Source organism: Hymenobacter psychrophilus (assembly GCF_900107135.1).
GTDB classification, from domain to species: Bacteria; Bacteroidota; Bacteroidia; order Cytophagales; family Hymenobacteraceae; genus Hymenobacter; species Hymenobacter psychrophilus.
The window spans coordinates 40,239-57,896 of the sequence record NZ_FNOV01000014.1 but is presented as its reverse complement, the minus strand read 5'-3'; the positions used below and the strand labels follow the sequence as shown (position 1 = coordinate 57,896).

Sequence of the window (17,658 nt, the reverse complement as noted above, 5' to 3'; positions counted from 1 at the left end):
ACGGCCCGCCATTGTTGGCTGCCCGCTACCGTTCAGCTACCTTGTCAGCTATGCCCCAAAACGTACGCCCCGCCGCCACCCCCGCTGCCCCGGCGAAAGCCGCGGGGCCGCCCCAGTCGCTCGACGCGGTGGTGCGCGATTCGCCCGCCGGCCTGGCCCACTTGGCCGGAGCCGACCACCAGGTGACGGTGACCAACGCGCTGTTTCGGCAGCTGTTTGGCAGCCGGCCCCTGGCCGGCCTGCGCCTGGCCGAGGCGCTGCCCGAGCTGGTCGACCAGCCCTTTTTTGGGCGGCTCGACGAGGCTTACCGCACCGGCACCAGCTGCCACGGCCACGAGCCCGTCGCCTTCCAGGATGCCACCCAGCCGGGCCCCGGCGGGCCGGTATATTTCACCTTTATGGCCCAGGTCACGCGCGACGAGGCGGGCACGGTGACGGGCCTGCTGCTGTTTGCCTACAACGTGAGTGCCCACGTGCGCGCCCGGCAGCAGGCCGGCAGTATGCCCCCGCCCAGCACGGCCCAGCAGCTGGTTATAGTAAATGAGCAGCTGGCCGTGGCGAACGAGGAGCTGGACGTAACCAACGAGGAATTACAGGTTAGCAATGAGGAGCTGCTGGTCAGCAACGAAGAGCTGCGGAGCACGAATGAGCAGCTAGTGGTGGCTAACGCGGAGCTGCGTACCCAGGCCGCCGAGCTGCGCCGGGCCCAGCAGGCCGTGCAGCGGCTCAACGAGGAGCTGAGCCTCACCAATGACGGCTTGGTTGACACCATTACCGACAGCCTCCAGGACACCGAGGCGGCCCGCGCCGAGGCCGAGGCCCAGCGCCTGCGCCTGCACCGGCTGGTGACCGAGGTGCCGGCCATGCTGGCCGTGCTCACCGGCCCCGACCACGTGGTAGAGCTGGCCAACGACAACTTCCGAGCCCTGTTCGGCCACCGCGAGCTGGTGGGCCGGCCCTTCCGCCAGGCCGCGCCGGAGCTGGAAGGACAGCCCTTTTTCGATCAGCTGGACGAGGTGTTTCGTACGGGTGAAACCTACACCGGAACCGACGTACCGGTAACACTGGACCGCACCCATTCGGGCCAACTGGACCAGCTATTTGCTACCTACATCTACCAGGCCACCCGCGACGGAGTAGGCCGGATTACGGGCCTGTTGATTTTTGCCTACGAAGTAACCGAGCAGGTGCTGGCCCGGCAGGAGCGGGAAGATATTGCCCGGCAGCGGCAGCTGGTAACCGATGCGCTGCCGGCGCTCATTGCCTACGTCGACCGCAAGCGGCGCTACCAGTTCAACAACCAGGCCTACGCGGGCTGGTTCGGGCAGTCGGTAGACCAGTTGCGGGGCCAACTGGTGCGCGAGGTGGTAGGCGAGGCGGCCTATGCGGCGGACGCGCCCTACATGGCGCGGGCGCTGGCCGGCGAACGGGTAGACTTTGAGGCCCGCATGGCCTACCGCGACGACCTGGTCAAGCACGTTCGCACCAGCTTCGTGCCCGACGTGCAGCAAGAGCAGGTGGTGGGCTTTTACTGTCTTATCAGCGACATCACGGAGCAGGTCACGGCCCGGGCTGAGGTGGCGCGCCAACGGCAGCAGCTGCATGAGCTGTTCATGGTCGCGCCGGGGGCCATTGCCATCCTGGCCGGCCCCGACCTGCTTTTTGAGTTGGTCAACCCGGCGTATCAGCAGATTTTCCCCGGCCGGGAGCTGCTGGGCAAGTTGTTGCTCGACGCCTTGCCCGAGCTGGCCGACACCGAGATTCCCGGTCTGTGCCGCCAGGTGTACGAAACGGGTGCCACCTACGTGGCCGAGGAGCTGCCGCTGCAGCTGGCCCGCCAGACGGATGGGCCGCTGGAGGAAATCTACTGGACTTTCACCTACCAGGCCCGCCGCAACGAGCAGGGCATGGTTGATGGGCTGATTGTTTTCTCCTACGACGTGACCAGCCAGGTGCGGGCCCGCCAGCAGGTGCAGGCCCTCAACCAGCAACTGGCCACCCGTAACGATGCCCTGGGCGACACCAACCAGCAGCTCACGCGCACCAACGTCGACCTGGACACGTTCGTTTATACGGCCTCCCACGACCTGCAGGGCCCGCTCAACAACCTCGACGGCCTGCTCCGGGCCCTGCGCGAGGAACTGCCCGTTTCCGACCGCTCGGTGCCGGTGGCTCACCTGCTGGAAATGCTGCACGATTCGGTGGACCGCTTCCAGCACACGCTCACCCACCTGAGCGCCGTTGCCCGCGTGCAGGGCGAAACCGGAGCATCCGCCCCGCTCGTGCCCCTGGCCGACGTGGTGCGCGACGTATTGCTGGACCTGGCCCTGCCCATCGCCGAGGCCGGTGCCCAGGTAAGCGTGGACGTGGACGGCTGCCCCGCGGTCCGGCTGACGGAAAAGAACCTGCGCTCGGTGGTCTACAACCTCATCAGCAACGCCGTGAAGTACCGCCACCCCGACCGCGTGCCTCAGGTGCGGGTGCAGTGCCGGGCCCAGGACCAGCGCTGGGCGCTGGCGGTGCAGGATAACGGCCTGGGCCTGGACCTGCCCCCCGGCCGGCCTAGCTTCGGGTTGTTTGAGCGCTTCCACACCCACGTCGACGGCTCGGGCGTGGGCCTGTACATGGTGCAGAAGTTGGTAGAGAATGAGGGGGGCGAGCTGGAAGTAGTCAGCCAGTTGGGGCAGGGCTCTACGTTCACCGTGCACTTTCCGCGCTGAGGGGTTTGCTCCCGCCCATTTGGGGCGGCCGGAAGTAGTAGCGTGCGGCCCTGTCTGGCGCAGATTCACCTCTGCACTGTGCGACTGGGCGGACTAAGTGGAAGCCATTCTTTCTGCCAACCAGCTGTCTCGTCCTAAAAAATGTTGACAGCTTTCTCCCCCTTAAACCGGTGATTTAAGCAGTTACAGAATAGGGTTCGATAAGGGCCCGTTATCGTACCGTAGCAGGAGTTCCAACTGCGGCTTATCAGGTCTTATGGTTGCTTGCAACGGGCTGCGAATGAACGTTAACAATGCTATGAGGCACTCCAAACCGCTATATATCGTAGGAGAGCTTATCAAGTTTCATGAGGCTCCATCCAGCACCGGTTAGGCCGAATGAATCTTATCGGGTAAGATCAAAAACATGCTGACCCGTATCAGCAATCCGGTCGGCCTATCCAGTAGCGCCATATAAGTCAGTGGGACGACCGCAAACACCAGCAACTCCTCATAGCCGTCAGCCCACCCACTAGGTTTGCTTCTGGATATATATCGACGCACAAGACACTGCCACGGTTGCCAGGACTGTCAACGCAACTTTTCGAATAATGGGCGACAAAGATGAGGCAGCCGGCTACCCGGGATGATAGCTACAGGAGCAGGAGAGCGACACACCGTGCAGTACTCGCTTCCCGGCTGAAAAGCCGCACCGGGCGCGCCGGGTGCCGCTACCACCTCCCCTACTGAGTGGGGCCTACCCACTGAGCGCAGATTAGTATGGCGTGGGATAAGTATTTTGCGGGCACACTTCTCTATCGGCTACCATCTATATGTATCCTTTCGCTCTTCCACGGCTGGCCAGCTGGCTGACCTTGTTTACCCTGCTAGCGACTACGCAGCCAACAGTAGCCCAAAGGGTAGCGGGGCTAGCAAATGCCGGCCGAATGAGCACTCTGGCTGGCACGCCCCCGAACGGTAGTCCCGGCAGCATCGATGGGCCCGCGCTGCAAGCGCGGTTCAACGAGCCGCAGGGATTGGTCCTCGGCGCCAACGGCACCCTCTACGTGGCCGACACTAAGAACTCAACCATTCGCACAATCAGCGCTACGGGAGTCGTCAGCACCTTGGCCGGTCAGGCTGGTAACGCTGGATACGCCGATGGAATAGGACCGCAGGCCCGGTTTGCCCAGCCAGTGGGGGTCGTAGTCGATGCGGCCGGTACGGTGTACGTGGCGGACCAGGGCAACCACGCTGTCCGTAAAATCACCTCGGCGGGCATCGTTAGTACGTTAGTAGGCGTGCCGGCAGCACTTTCTCGTTCCGCGGCCGAAGCTATTTCATCTTCTGCACCGCTGCGAAAGCCAACCAGCATTGCCTGGGGGCCGGGCGGGGACCTGTACGTGACCGATGAAGACCAGGGCTGTATTTACCGGATTCACCCGGTAACCGGTGCAGTGCGCACCTGGGTCAGCCGCGAGCAGTACCTGGCCGTTGCCAGTCAGGCGCCCCGGTTCCGGGGGTATGAGTTGGTAAGCCTGGTATTCGACCCAACCGGCGCTGGCTACGTGGGCGATGGGCAGGGCGTCATCCGTAAGATCTCCCCGCAGGGTGACGTACGTGACTGGGTAGGAACCGCGGGCGAAGGCGGCTTTGAGGACGGCACCGGCCCGGCTGCCCAACTTGGCAATCCCACTGGCTTGGCCCTGGGTCCCGATGGGACGCTCTACGTGGCCGACGTGCGCTATGCCGTAATTCGGCGGGTGTCGCCGGCCGGGCAGGTTACGACCCTGGCCGGCCAGGGCGACCAAACAGGTTCCCGTAACGGGCCAGTGGCAACCGCACGCTTCCTGCTGCCGCGCGGCCTGGCCCGGGGAGCCGACGGCACCCTCTTCATTGCCGACGAGCTGGGTTCCTGCATTCGCCGGATTTCGCCCCAGGGGCAGGTGAGCACCTGGGCAGGGGCACCCGTGCGCCTGGGTGGCGACGACGGCCCCGGAGCTACGGCGCAATTCCGCGCCCCGGAGGCCGTGGCCGTCGATACGGCCGGCACCGTGTACGTAGCTGAAGGGGGGAACATGGCCGTCCGCAAGATTGCTCCCGATGGGGAGGTCAGCACCTTGTACGGCGGCCTGGAGCGCTCCAGTGCCCCGGCCCGAGCGGTGTATCTGCACCATCCTACCGGGGTGGCCGTGGCGCCCTCGGGCATCGTGTATGTCTCGGAGGCGAGCAGCAATGTCATCTACCAGATTACGCCCCAAGGGAGCATCAGCCTGCTGGCGGGCCTCCCCAGTAGTGAGGGCGGCGCCGTGGATGGCAGGGCGGCGGAGGCCCGGTTCAATCATCCCTCCCACCTGGCGGTGGGTCCGGACGGCACGCTCTACGTGGTGGACGAATCCAACGCCCTGGTGCGTACAATCAGCCTCCAGGGACAGGTAAGCACCCTGGTCGGCAAACTACCCGTCTATATGGGGCCGCGGGATCCGCTGCTGGGCACGCCTACGGGCGTAGCCGTGGATGCCACCGGCACCGTGTACGTAAGCGACGGCCCGGCCCACGTAATTCGCCGCATCACCCCGGCCGGCAAGGTGAGCGTCTGGGTGGGGGAGCCCGGCCGGGCGGGCGATGTCGACGGTTCCGGCCGCGCCGCGCGCTTCCGGCTGCCGGCGGGACTGAGCCTGGACCGCCAGGGCAATCTGTACGTGGCCGACCTGCTCAACAGCACGGTGCGCCGGGTGTCGCCCGCCGGGGTAGTGACGACGCTGGTGGGTGAGGCGGGCCAGCAGGGCAGCACGGACGGCCAAGGGCCAGCCGGCCGTTTGAGTCAGCCCCGGAGCGTAGCCGTCGGGCCGGATGGAGCGGTATACATTGCCGATTGGGGTAACGCAACGATTCGCGTGGTGCGCTAAAGGCTGATAGCCTGCTGTTCAGCCTTCGTGTCTGCCTTCTCCCCACGGCACCGCATCGGTTCTCAGCACCCTATCTTCTAGGATGGCAGGTAGAGAGTGGAGGGGGCGTAAGGAGGGAAGTTGTCGGGAGCTGGCAAGATGCGTACTTTCGAAGCGCAACCCACCCAACCATCGCATTATCCAGCGCCTTCGTATCTTATGGAGTAGGCAGGCGCAGTATCTTCTATGCCTTATTCCCGGCTTACCCTGCTGCCAGCACTGCTCAGCAGCTTATTCTATTGCTTTCTGGCCCCGTCCGCCCGGGCACAATCCTTGCCAGGGCCGACTCGCTTTGAGCAGCGAATCACGGTAGCCTCCATTCCCTTCCGGCGCGAGGGCGCTTGGGGCCTGATGAGCCCGCAGGGTAAGGTGCTGGTCGAGCCCCGCTACCCCAAGCCCATCAAGCGCTATTTTCGCGCGCCCCACCTCTGGTATACAACGCAGGCAGGGCCTTTACCCGTTATCCTGCTCAACGAGCAGGGCCAGGAACTCGGTCACTTTAAGACCTTCACGCCGGCCCCCAATGGCACGGTGGTGGCTACCGGCCGGCGCACCATCACGCTCTTTGATTCCGTGGGCCACCTGCTGCGCGCGACACCGTACGCTTCTATCCAGGAGCAGTGGCATGAGGGCCTGGCCATCGTGAAGCTGCCGGACTCGGTGCTGACCACCAAGCCCACCTCTGGCTCATATAGTATGCAGGACGCCAAGTACGTGCTACCGGGCCTGCTTGGCTTGGTTGATGCGCAGTTGCGGGAAGTGGTGCCCCCCACCTTTCACCACATCGGCAGGTACTGGCAGGGCTACGCGCCCGTGTCCATGAATGACCGGCGCCAGGGGGCTATCGACCGCACAGGTCGGGTAACCTGGCTTAGCAAGGCCCACGCCGACACGATTGCCCGCGAATACTTTGGCGGGTTTTGGGCAGGCTGGTCGAATGAGCGGCAGAGTGCGGCGGCCGTGGACGTGCACGACCGGGTGGTGGTGCCCTTTGGCAAGTACAAGCAGATTACCCGTCACCAGTCGGACCCCTACATTGCCGTGATGCAGCGCACCCGGGTGGGGGCGGCTCCCAACGGTAAATGGGAAGAGCGCTGGGGCCTATTAGATACCACGTTCCGGGAAATTACGCCCCCGCTCTACGAACGACTGGAGCAACACGGCCGCTGGACGGTGGTGGAGCTGCCCCCGCTGGGCCCCCACCAGATACCGCAGCGCGGTGCGCTCTACCAGGGTCGGCTACTCATCCCGGCTCGCAGCCCGCAGGTATACCCGACCGGTGATCAGCACTATTCCCTGGCGCTGGAAGCCAGCCGCGACTCGGCCACGCACACGACTGTCTTTCGCTACGTCTGCTACGGGCCGCAGGGGCCCACCGGTATGGCCGTTGCCTCCCTGCAAGCCCCCGCTTACCTGGGCCATGGTATCTTCTCCTACCAGAGTTCCTACGAAACCCGGCCCCAACTGATCCTGGCCAGTGGTCAGAAACCCTTCGACGAAGAGATTACCGGAGTGTCCGCTGCCTACGGGGGGCGCTACTATCAGGTGCGCACGGCTTCCAAAACCGGCCTGTTGGACACGACCGGCCGGTGGGCCGTGCCGCTCAGCACGGCCTATGACGAGGTGTTGCCTCACCAGCCTGATTCGTTGTTTACGGTCAAAAAGAAGAAGCTCGAGGGCCTGATCACGGCCCAGGGCCAGGTGGTGGTGCCGTTGGAGTACACCTGGGTTACCCATGGACCGGGTCGCACATTCGTAGGCAGAAAACCTGATGGCCGACTGGTGCTGGGGCGCAACGGGCGCGTGCGGGCTAACCTGACCGACTACCAGGCCGAAGGCAAGAAGGTCTACAAGGTAGACATCCTGGCGCCGGGCTTGGCGCTGCTGCAGTGGCTCACCGAACCGGTAACCACCTCTACCCCCCAGAAGCCTCTGGCCCCTTCTACCCGGGGGATGCTGCTCGTCAATGAGAAAGGCCAGCAGATTCTGCCGGCCGGCGTAACGCAGGTAGGGCCGGCCAGCGACGGAGTACTCTGGGTGTCCAACGGCACCAGCTACGCCGTTCTGGATTACCAGGGAAAGCTGCTCACGCCCTTCAAGTACACCAACGTGCAGCCTTTTTCCCAGGGTATTACTACGGCGACCACCGGTGGCCAGGAGGTGTGGCTGGACTGCTTTGGCAAGGAATACACGCAGTAAGCGGCCCGTTTTTCCACGTACTTAGGCGCATACGCTGCCTAAGCCAATGCAGAATAGGGTACGCCGGCCATTGGCATGGGCCGCGGTCGAAAATGGAGACATCTCTCAGCCCGAATTCAGGCATTCCGGGGACCGGCTGAGCACTTCTGCTGCCGGACGCGGCCTTCTGCCCTAGCCGAGCCAACCAGCTACGGCCGCTTCATTTACCTCCTAGTAACTGCTCGTGTATGCTTTTTCTCTTCGCGTTGCGCAGAACCCGCGTTCTGGCACTCAGCATCGGCCTGCTCGCCGGCTGTCAGAGTGCGGGCGAGATAAGTGGCGATTACGTGCCGTTGATCCAGGAGCCGGACGTAGCGGAATCTGTTCGCGTGGCCCGCAACCACCAGTTTCACTACCATTACCGGCGGGGCGCCACGGTTTTTGACCACTCAGGAACCTGGGAGTTAGAAACCCGACAGGGCCACGAATACCTGGTGCTGCGCTATTGGCAGGATCCCCACTCCCGCTGTGGACTGAACCGGGCCGCTGTTGCCAGCTTCGAACGGGAAGGCGACCAGCTATGGCTGATTAAGGATTTACCCGACTGCGCTTGGCGAAAGCTTTCCACAGAGTAAGAGAGACCGGTTTTTTCCTGGTTATTGAATTAGCCGTCTATCATGGAAAGAAGCGACTTTGAGTGTCTCGCATATGGCCAGGGCCTGAAACTTGGTCAAGTAAGCTTGGGAATCTCTGTTCGACAGCTGTGTGGAGCTGTTACGTTCCTCCGCTACAATGGCCTTGATTAAAAGTTCGGTCCAAAAGTCGCATTTGCCCCATGCGCGAGCTTCTAAATTGGGCAAAGAGGCACTAAAACGGCCCTTTTCGGGTGCTACCAAGCTTATCGTTAGCTCAGTCCTTGAGTTGTCTAAAAAGTGGTGTCCGGAACAGGTTTATACCGTTTAGGCGCTCCTGATGGCTTTCCGGTACACAAGGGGAGTCTGCTAGCTGCCAAATGCGACTTTTGGACCAAACTTCTAACCAAGGCCATCAATGCGCTAGACAAATGGCAGCCGAGGAAACATGATGAAATGCTTATTTTGTTGATATGTATACTATATTTGCATCAACGATAATAGGAATATGAAACCAGACAACCCCACCCAAACAGCCCTCTACACGCTGGAGCAGGCCATTAAGGCTTACCGGCGGCTCTGCCAGCAGAACATCGACCGGGTCGCCGCCAATCTGACCGTAGATCAGGCCCTGACGCTGGTAGTGCTCAATAAACACCCGGAGCTGAGTCAGCAGCAGCTGGCGGAGCTGGTTTTCAAGGATAAAGCCTCGCTCACCCGCATGCTGGAGCTGCTGGTGCAGAAAAACCTCGTCGCCCGCGCGTTGCACGCTTCCGACCGCCGCAAGTTCAGCCTCACCCTTACCCCCCAAGGGCAGCAGCTGCTGGAGCAACTGACTGCCACCATTGCCCTGAACCAGCAAACCGCGCTGCAGGGTCTCACCGAAACCGAGCTGACCCAGTTTCACGCCACCCTGCAGAAGATTATTATCAACTGCGCTACACCGTCCTTATGCGTCTAACGGTTTTACTAGTGCTGCTGCTGAGCCTGGGCCGGGTCGGCAGCAGTGAGGCCCAATCCGGGGTGCCCCGGCAGCTGGCGGCCTACATGCAGGGGCAGCAGGCCGTCAACCATTTTGCCGGGGTGGTGCTGGTCACGCGGCACGACTCGGTGCTGCTGCAGCAGGCCTATGGCCTGGCCGATGCCGAATGGCAGGTGCCCAACACCCCGGATACCCGGTTTGCGCTGGCTTCCATCACCAAGCAGTTTACGGCCATTGCCCTGCTGCAGCTGGCCGAGCGCGGCCAGTTGCGCCTCACCGACAAGCTCAGCCAGTACGTGCCGGGAATGCCCAACGGGGACGCCATTACGCTGCACCAGCTGCTGACGCACACGGCAGGGCTGGCGCTGGATTTTGAAGAGGTGTACCTGAGGCACACGGATGCAACGAAGGATTCGGCTTTGGCTTTCATCCGACGGCAGCCCGTGCAGTTTGCCCCGGGTGCCCGGATTGGCTACAGCAACGTGGGCTACTTTCTGCTGGCCCTGATCATTGAAAAAGCCTCGGGTCTGAGCTACGGTACCTACCTGCAGCGCAATATTCTCGACGTGGCCGGTCTGCGCCAGACGGGATTGCTGAGCAACACCACGCTGGTGCCTGGCCTGGCCCGGCTCTACTACCGGGAAGGCGCGGCGCTGGTGAAGAACCCCTATATCAACTGGGACGTGAACGTGGGCCACGACGGGCTGTACGCCACGGCCGGCGACCTGCTCCGGCTAAGCCAAGCGTTGCGCGGCACCACGCTGCTCTCGTCGGCCTCGCTGGCGCTCATGAATACCCCGCACAACAAGCAGTTTGGGGGTAGCGGCTTCCTGGACCGCTACGGCTACGGCGTCTTCATCGACCCCTATTACAACCTCGGGCATCACCTGCTCACCCACAGCGGCGGTTACTTCGGTGCCATGACGACGCTGGACCGTTACCCCCAGGACGAGGTCGTGGTCATCGTGCTGTCAAACAACGAGGCCGAGTCGCACATAATCAGCTACGGGTTGGCGGGCATCCTGTTTGGCAAACCGGTGGAAGTACCCTACGAGCACCGCCCAATGCCAGCCGCGCCCCCCGTGCCGCTCACCTACGCCGGGCACTACGGCCCCCACCACATCCTGTACGCCAACGGCCAACTCTACCTCCAGGACCTGGAAACGCCGCTGGTCGCGGAAACCCCCACCAAATTTTACAGCCAGCAAAACCCCGACCGCACCGTGGAATTTCTGCCAACGAAAGCCGGTAAAGTGGAGGCGCTGATCCTAACGAAAGGTGGCGTTAGGGAAACCTTCCGCAAAACCCGTAAGCCCGGCAAGCGCTAGCAAGCGGCCAGCAGTGGGGTAAGTGGGTAAGCCAAAATGCTCCTATCGATATTGAGAGCGAAAAATCAGGTTTATTGTCTTGAAATAAGTTGACACTTTCTCACCCTTAAACCGGTCGGATTCCTTAGCGGGCTATATTTTCCGTTTTCTGAGAGGAGCCCATAGATGGCATGATGCAGGCCGTTTGGATGGATGGAGCTTGCCGCAATCTGCCAGGCGAGTTGCGCTTGAGCCGTCAGCACCGCTTGCCCTATCAGTTCCGAGCTGGCTACGACTTGCTAACCAGTCCGCCGCTCGTGGCCGAGGCCAGCTGCCAAGCCGGCAGTACTGCGGCTTCCGGCAGGCACCTATACCGCTGCCAGGTCAAAGGGCTTCGGTCCTGAGGTCCCGGATACGTGGGTAACTGCTGCCTCAGACCCGGAGCGTGATGGCGCCCGGCGCTGGGTTATGGAGCGCACCTTCGCCTGGCGGGCCTGCTTCCGCCGCGTGGTCGTTGAGTACGAGTTTACCCCTGCCAGCCATATTGCCTGGCTAGTACTGGCCAACAGCACCAGGTCGCTCAATCGGGTCTGAATTCCCAAACACGCTCTTACAAAAGAATCGTGCGGGTGATTACGCATGCGCTGTCAGTTATTGTATTTCTTTTTTATCGCCGATAATTTCTCGTCTATTTCCTTTTTGGAGAACCACTGGCCGCGAACCATTACACCACTTATCTTAGTAACATTTGTAATATCCAGAAGTGGATTCGCATCGAGTAAAACGATATCGGCATTTTGATTTGCTTCAATTTTGCCCAGGTTGTCATCGTCAAAATATTGGGCAGCGTTGTACGTACACGCTCTCAGTATATTTGCGTTACTCATGCCGCACTGTGCGAACAGTTTCATTTCTTCAAAGTAGCTATACCCGGGAATAATAAATACGCCGTCGCCAGGACTCACTAATAGATTGACGCCCTGTTTGTCCTTGTACGCCAACAATTTTTTGTACGCATTTATCCGAAAAGAATAGCTATCATATTTTCGTTTGAGTGCGGCGCTATCGATGCCATACAGCTCTTTTTCCCAGCGGGCCACCAACTCTTTCGAAACATATTCGATACCGGGAGAGGCCAGTAACTTCTGCTTTGGAATTTGATAACCGTAAATCAGGTACCAGTACAGGTCGGGACACGACCATAATCTTTTCTCCACAAACTTATTCATTGCGGCGGCATAGCGCGTGCTGTCGTATAAATAAAGACCGATGAAAGGTTCGATGTGCTCCACCGACGACTGACCTGCGTTTACTGCTGCCTCCAGGCCCATGGGTGGTCCATGACCGGCGACTTTTATGCCGATTTCTTTTGCGATGTGGTTGATGGAGTCATAAACACCCTGGTTGTTGCCGCCGAGGTATTTAATAAAATCGTAGCCATCACGCTGGTAGCCTGCCAGGAGTGTGCGCAGATCTTGTTTTTGCAATTTTTCATCTACCACTAGTGCGGGCGAACCAACATAAAGAGTAGGCCCGATTACGTCTTTGTTGATGATTTTTTGTTTCCAATCCAACACGACCGGGGCTCCCCGCATGATCCGGAGGGAGGTGATGCCCCGCGACAGGTTGAGAAACAGGTAGTCGTCAACGGGAAAGGGTTCGCCATCCACGTTGGGAAAATGGGCATGCATGTCGTACATGCCGGGCATGACGAATTTGCCCTGCGCATCAATCACCACCGTGCCCTTGGGTAACTTTTGCTTGTTGCGCCCAACTTTCACGATCTTCCCATTGCTGACAAGCACATTAGTGTTGGATACGATGGATCCCGATTGGACATCCACCACGTTCACCCCCCGGAAGGCATAGCTTCCTTCCGCCTTTTTCAGGGATTGGCTGTTGCCCACAAGGGAAAAAAGGCAGAGCAATAGGAAATAGCAGTACTTCATTGTCAGAACGTGTTGGGAAATTGGGATGGAGCCTAAATAAAAACGAGTCAGTGAGTTGTAGTCGGAGTTCCTAGGCTCCAGGCTACATGATGGTTGACGGCTATCAACTCCTCCCTGACTCGCAGTGGCAAGTTATTCAGTTGCTGCTGCTGGTGCAACAACGTCGGCGCTTGTGTTTGCGCCACGTCTTCCATGCCTTACGCTGCGTCTGCCGCACGGGCTGCTAATGGCCAGCCCTGCCCCCGCAATTCCCACCCTGGGCGGCCGTCTGCTACTATTTCTACCGCTGGCAGAAAAGCGGCTTGTGGCAGCGCCTGAACACAGTGCTCGATACCCTGGACTGCCTGCGGGAAGGATGCGAAACTTTCCCCGCGCTGGGTTGCGCCGCCAGTCAGCGCGTCAAGCTAGCCCCGCGCATCTTCGAACACCGGGGCGTAGATGGGGGCAAGCACGTCAATGGCCGTAAAGGCCAGCTGCTGACCGATTCGGGCGGGCGCAGCTGGTCCGCGCACGTACACGCGGCTCACCAGCACGACAGCCGCGGGGCAGTGGGCCTGCACCGGCCCTGGTGGGCGGCGCGCTTGCGAACCATCCTCACCGACGCGGCGTATCGGGCCCTTTTTGCCGACCACCTGCGCCCATTGCGCCTGCGCCATGAAGTTGTCAGCTGCCCCCCACTACTCAAGGCTTCGTGCCCGTGGCCCAGCGCTAGGTCGTCGGGCGTACCTTTTCCTGGCTGGCCTGTTTTCGCCGCTTAGCCGTCGACTACACCCCTCGCCATCATGTCACTTGGCTGCTACTCGCTAGCATAACCTTGTGTTTACACCTCTTCGCCTAATTCCCAAACACGCTCTTAGCGTAATTTTATCCCTCAACTGCTATAAGAATGCTTCCCTGGTGAGCCTGGCCGCCATCCGCACCGTGCAGAAAACCTACTCGGCCGGCAAGCTCAAACTGGAGCTGGTGCCCACGCCACGCCACGAAGTCTTCGTGAGCGGCGACCGGCTAACCAATTTCTATGACTGGCTGGGACGATAGGCGCGCAATGAAGGAAGAATGGAAGTCGAGGAGAGGGCACTGGCCGGACGGTAACCAGGGCTGTCACAGAAAAGCCTCTTCTACTTGCGTAGAAGAGGCTTTTTTTGCGGCGAAAGCCAGCAGGAACTAGGGGTTCACGTGCTTGAGCTTACGGCGGCGACGCTCCTGGGCCATCTTTACGCGACGGTGGATGGTCTCACGCGTGAGTTCAGTCTGCTGAGGCGCAGCAGCCGGGGTAGTTTCGTCCTTCGTGGTCTTGGTCGTCATACAAAAAAAGGTAAGTTCTGCCCAAAGATACCTGTCTCCGGCACATGGCGGCCTACCCACCCGCTACAAACTTTCTCCTGCCCCGGCGAATAGGTCTTTCCGGTGTCCTTTACCATGTTCACAAAGCGCAGGTTAGGCAGATGCACGTCAACGTGACCGCGCTGAGCGTCCGCTTTACCCCGGCTCAGCCGCCCAGGTCCAGTCCGGCAATTTCCCTGCCCCTGATGCAGAAAAAGGCTTCGATGGTAGCAGGCGAAATTATTGCCGCATTGGTCGAATAATTGGGTGGAAATGGCGCTCGTCTTGTCCGGAAATAGGTTGACAGTTTTTTCGTTTAAACCGGTCGTGGCTGTTGCAGAACCCATGACCGAATTCGGGCGCGTTTTGTAGCAGAAGCATGCAAGGCAAGAAGCAGTATTTCGACAAAGAAGTAACCAGCTTTCGGCTCTCCGAGTGGATCCCGCCCCATAACCTCTACCACCGGCTCGCTGAGCTGGTATACTCGACGTTTCTCTACGAGCAAACGCGCGCGCTTTGTAGTCATACCGGGCACCCGTCGCTCGACCCGGTCGTGTTCATTAAGTTGGTGCTCGTAGGCCGACTGGAGAATCTAGTCAGCTAATGCGGTGCAAGTGCCAAAGCACGGTCGAGCCCGTGTTTGGCAACCTGATCCATCATTATGATCTGCGGCACGTCGGCACTCGCGGCAAAGCCGGGGCCCGGAAGACGATGCTTTTGGCGGCGATTGCCTATAATCTGAAAAGGTTACTCAAGTATCCGCCCCGCAAAGGCAAAGTAATAGCCCTCGTCTTACCTCCACCACCGCCCCCGTGGCCTCCTTTTTCGGCTGCGAACACGACAAACAGCATCCCGCAGAAATCACCGCAGCAACTCTGTTCCCAGCAGGGCGAGTTCTGCAACAGCCACAGTCGTTTTTGTGAACTTATGTCTGGCGGGATTAACGTGTAAATCCGCCCAACAGGCAGAAAAATCCTGGAAACAACGCTAATCATCTTCGTCTTTCTCCGCCACGGCGCGTACGAAAGCGCTGCGGCGGGGGGCGGGCATTACGCTATTTTCGCCGCGTACGGCCCGCCAGATGTTCTCATTGAAGGGAATATCGGGGGCGGCGTCCTCGCGGGAGAGGTTGAATTTTTCGGCCTCGCGGGAGCTGCGATTGACGGCTATGTTCCTTGTATTCAGATCCACCCGGGCGGGACGGGCGACGAAGGGTTTTAGGTCCGGTGAACTGGTAAAGCATTCCCACAGAGGCAGGGCCGCCGCGTCGTACTGGCTCATGGGGGGCAACCCCAGAATCAATTCCATCGTGCGCAGCAAGCCGGCCGTGGAGTACATGGTGTGAATAACCGCGCCGCGTCGCACGTGGGGGCCGGCCAGGTAAGCCGTGCTGCGGTGGGCGTCTACGTGGTCGGGGCCGTTCTGAGCGTCGTCTTCCACTACCATCACTACCGACTCTTTCCAGACCGGGCTTTGCGACAAATGCTCAATCAGGCGGCCCAGGGCCAGGTCGTTGTCGGCGGCGTAGGCCTGAGGCGTGCGGGCCCCGAGCCGGGCCCCGGCCGTGTGGTCGTTGGGCAAGCGAATTACCTGAAACTGGGGCACCTGGCCGGCGGCTACCAGCCTGTCAAAGTCCCGCTCCCAGATCTTCTCGCGGTCCACGTCCAGCACTTGCAAGTTATAACTGGGGTAATCGGCGTCAATGTGGCCTTCCAGGGCCTTGACGGTGGCTTTGCCTTTGGCCACGAACTCGCCGTAGCTGCGGTAGCTCACGCCGGCGCGCTGGCAGTAGTCCCAGATAAAGCCGTCTTTGGGCACGGCTACTTCGCCGCGGCCGCCTTCGTAGTCGTAGCTGCCGCCCCGGCCCGAGTAGTTGCTGGGCCAGGTTTTTTCCACGTAGTCGGTGGCGTAGGCGGCCGTGCTCCAGTTATGGCCATCGGCACTGACCTCGGCATCCACGTAGAAGTTATCCAGCAGCACGAACTCACGGGCCAGGGCGTGGTGGTTGGGCGTAATGTCTTCCCCAAACAGGCAAAGGCTTTTGTCGCCGTTACCCTCCGGCATATCGCCCAACACCTGGTCGTAGGCACGGTTTTCTTTGATGATGTAGAAGACGTGCTTAATGGGCGAAGGCTGGCCCACGCGCTGGGGCACGGGGTTGCCGGCGGGCACGTCGGGGGCCTGCTCGCGGGCCTCGGTATAGGGCGTGTTGGCGTACACCTGGGTCGAAAAGTTCCCCAAGGCCGCCGCGTCGGGCACGGGCAGCACCGAGAGCGAGCCGCGTAGCAGGCCGGCAATGTACTGGGTCGGCCGGGGGGTATTTTTGAGCGGGTTAGGGCCGTCCTCGCCGTTGGGGGATGAGGCGCTGCCTTTGCCGTTGGCAATCAGCAGCGTGTTGCCCACCGCGCGTACGGCCGTCGGGTACCAGCCCGTGGGCACGAAGCCCAGCGACTTACTTTTGCCCGGCTCGCGCACGTCGAATACGGCCAGGCAGTTGTTGTCGGCATTAGCAACAAAAAGCTGGGTTTCGTCGGCCGAGAGCGTGACGCCGTTGGTGGTGCTGCCGGCCGGGGCGTTGGGGAACAAGGTAGCAGACAAGGTTTCGATGACCCGGCCGGCGCGGGTATCCAGCACCGACACGGAGTTGCTGTTGGCATTGGCCACGAACAAGCGGCGCCCGTCGCGGCTCAGGGTCATATCGTTGGGGTGGCTCTCGACGGGAATGCGGGCCGAGAGGCGCTGCTGGCGTGGGTCGTAGACGGCCACGGCCGAAGCGCCCCAGAGCGAGATGTAGAGGCTGTTGCCATCGGGGGCCAGCACGGCGGTGTAGGCCTCGCTGCCCAGGGGCAGGCGGCTCACCAGAGCGCGGGTACGCAAATCAACGATATACAGGGCGCTATCCTCGCGGGTGACGGCGTAGAGCAGCTGGCGGCGCGCATCCACGGCCAGGCCGGCAACGCCTATTTTCTGCTTGGGCCACTCCTCCCCCAGCACGATGGCGCTGTCGGGCACCAGCTTCTGGCCTTCGACCTTAAAGCAATAAATACGGTTTTTTTGTCCCCCGGAGGCGTACAACGTCTTTCCCTCGGGGCCAAAAGCCAGTCCCACCCAGCCGGCTTTGATAACTTGCTCGTCAAGCACAGCGCCCGAAGTGGGGTGCAACAATTGCACTGAATTTGCCCCCCAGCCGCAGTTGATAACGGCTGCCAGCTGCTGGCTGGGGCTCACCACCAGATTCAGGGGCAAGTCGCCGAGCGGGACTTGCTGGCCGGCCGGCGAGAGCTTCCAGCCGTTGGGCAGCAGCATTTGCTGCGTGGCCGGGAGTGGGCCCGGCAACACCGGCGGAGCGGTAGGGGCAGCGGCGCCTGCCGCATCCGGGCGGGTGGTGGAGGCACAGCCAGCGAGCAGCCAGCTCAGCAACAGAAGCAAGGCGGAAAATTTCATGGGCAGCGGAGTTGAGACTCCGCGAAGGTACACCAGCGGCCAGCCCAAAGCTGACGAGGTAACACAGAATTAATACAAGAAAGTCTTTGGCTTATGCTACAGCTGATGTACTGCCGGTCGAGGTGGCACTTCGGCCAAGAGCCAGATTACCATTTGGTGGAAGAATAGAACAAAGCTAGTAAGCCACTGAGGCTTA

General features: G+C 60.9%; 12 protein-coding genes. 9 read left to right on the top strand and 3 right to left on the bottom strand.

Annotated elements, in window-relative coordinates:
* Window positions 1-50: 50 nt before the first annotated feature.
* From BLW21_RS18165 to BLW21_RS18140, 6 genes are all read left to right on the top strand, one after another.
* A complete protein-coding gene (locus tag BLW21_RS18165; RefSeq protein WP_092743061.1) occupies window positions 51-2,720 on the top strand; it encodes a PAS domain-containing protein in 2,670 nt (889 codons plus the stop codon).
* A gap of 926 nt (window positions 2,721-3,646) precedes the next feature.
* Window positions 3,647-5,608, top strand: coding sequence for an NHL domain-containing protein (locus BLW21_RS18160; RefSeq protein WP_175471039.1), 1,962 nt, complete (start codon window positions 3,647-3,649; stop codon window positions 5,606-5,608).
* A gap of 225 nt (window positions 5,609-5,833) precedes the next feature.
* Window positions 5,834-7,846, top strand: a complete 2,013-nt coding sequence (locus BLW21_RS18155) for a WG repeat-containing protein (protein WP_139255303.1) — start codon at window positions 5,834-5,836, stop codon at window positions 7,844-7,846.
* A gap of 227 nt (window positions 7,847-8,073) precedes the next feature.
* Window positions 8,074-8,460: a hypothetical protein gene (locus BLW21_RS18150; protein ID WP_092743051.1), complete on the top strand. Its 387-nt coding sequence runs from the start codon at window positions 8,074-8,076 to the stop codon at window positions 8,458-8,460.
* A 505-nt stretch (window positions 8,461-8,965) separates the two neighbouring features.
* Complete coding sequence (locus BLW21_RS18145; protein ID WP_092743048.1) at window positions 8,966-9,418, top strand: MarR family winged helix-turn-helix transcriptional regulator; 453 nt, start codon at window positions 8,966-8,968, stop codon at window positions 9,416-9,418.
* Window positions 9,409-10,767: a serine hydrolase domain-containing protein gene (locus tag BLW21_RS18140; RefSeq protein WP_092743045.1), complete on the top strand. Its 1,359-nt coding sequence runs from the start codon at window positions 9,409-9,411 to the stop codon at window positions 10,765-10,767. Before BLW21_RS18145 ends, BLW21_RS18140 begins: the two co-directional genes overlap by 10 nt.
* Before the next feature lie 626 nt (window positions 10,768-11,393).
* Here the strand turns inward: BLW21_RS18140 and BLW21_RS18130 are convergent.
* On the bottom strand, window positions 11,394-12,695 hold the full coding sequence (locus BLW21_RS18130) for an amidohydrolase family protein (RefSeq protein ID WP_092743039.1): 1,302 nt from the start codon (window positions 12,693-12,695) through the stop codon (window positions 11,394-11,396).
* A 323-nt stretch (window positions 12,696-13,018) separates the two neighbouring features.
* On the opposite strand from BLW21_RS18130, the gene BLW21_RS22155 reads away from it, so the two are divergent.
* Both BLW21_RS22155 and BLW21_RS18120 read left to right on the top strand, forming a co-directional pair.
* A complete protein-coding gene (locus BLW21_RS22155) occupies window positions 13,019-13,453 on the top strand; it encodes a transposase (RefSeq protein ID WP_394331660.1) in 435 nt (144 codons plus the stop codon).
* A 139-nt stretch (window positions 13,454-13,592) separates the two neighbouring features.
* A complete protein-coding gene (locus BLW21_RS18120; protein WP_175471037.1) occupies window positions 13,593-13,733 on the top strand; it encodes a hypothetical protein in 141 nt (46 codons plus the stop codon).
* Between the two features lie 126 nt (window positions 13,734-13,859).
* Here the strand turns inward: BLW21_RS18120 and BLW21_RS21610 are convergent, their stop codons facing one another.
* Window positions 13,860-14,000, bottom strand: a complete 141-nt coding sequence (locus BLW21_RS21610; RefSeq protein ID WP_175471036.1) for a hypothetical protein — start codon at window positions 13,998-14,000, stop codon at window positions 13,860-13,862.
* A gap of 621 nt (window positions 14,001-14,621) precedes the next feature.
* Here BLW21_RS21610 and BLW21_RS22150 point away from each other — a divergent pair.
* Entirely contained in the window at window positions 14,622-14,969 is a 348-nt protein-coding gene (locus tag BLW21_RS22150; protein ID WP_092743027.1) for a transposase, read from the top strand.
* 36 nt (window positions 14,970-15,005) lie between these two features.
* Here BLW21_RS22150 and BLW21_RS18100 read toward each other — a convergent pair whose 3' ends face one another.
* On the bottom strand, window positions 15,006-17,462 hold the full coding sequence (locus tag BLW21_RS18100) for a bifunctional YncE family protein/alkaline phosphatase family protein (RefSeq protein WP_092743024.1): 2,457 nt from the start codon (window positions 17,460-17,462) through the stop codon (window positions 15,006-15,008).
* Between the last annotated feature and the right edge of the window lie 196 nt (window positions 17,463-17,658).

Excerpts from the sequence above, each read along its gene's own strand:
- BLW21_RS18150 (WP_092743051.1), top strand. The coding sequence starts at position 8,074 with ATGCTTTTTCTCTTCGCGTTGCGCAGAACCCGCGTTCTGGCACTCAGC.
- BLW21_RS18145 (WP_092743048.1), top strand. The coding sequence starts at position 8,966 with ATGAAACCAGACAACCCCACCCAAACAGCCCTCTACACGCTGGAGCAG.
- BLW21_RS18165 (WP_092743061.1), top strand. The coding sequence starts at position 51 with ATGCCCCAAAACGTACGCCCCGCCGCCACCCCCGCTGCCCCGGCGAAA.
- BLW21_RS18130 (WP_092743039.1), bottom strand. The coding sequence starts at position 12,695 with ATGAAGTACTGCTATTTCCTATTGCTCTGCCTTTTTTCCCTTGTGGGC.
- BLW21_RS22150 (WP_092743027.1), top strand. The coding sequence starts at position 14,622 with ATGCGGTGCAAGTGCCAAAGCACGGTCGAGCCCGTGTTTGGCAACCTG.
- BLW21_RS18155 (WP_139255303.1), top strand. The coding sequence starts at position 5,834 with ATGCCTTATTCCCGGCTTACCCTGCTGCCAGCACTGCTCAGCAGCTTA.
- BLW21_RS21610 (WP_175471036.1), bottom strand. The coding sequence starts at position 14,000 with ATGACGACCAAGACCACGAAGGACGAAACTACCCCGGCTGCTGCGCCT.
- BLW21_RS18160 (WP_175471039.1), top strand. The coding sequence starts at position 3,647 with ATGAGCACTCTGGCTGGCACGCCCCCGAACGGTAGTCCCGGCAGCATC.
- BLW21_RS18100 (WP_092743024.1), bottom strand. The coding sequence starts at position 17,462 with ATGAAATTTTCCGCCTTGCTTCTGTTGCTGAGCTGGCTGCTCGCTGGC.
- BLW21_RS18140 (WP_092743045.1), top strand. The coding sequence starts at position 9,409 with ATGCGTCTAACGGTTTTACTAGTGCTGCTGCTGAGCCTGGGCCGGGTC.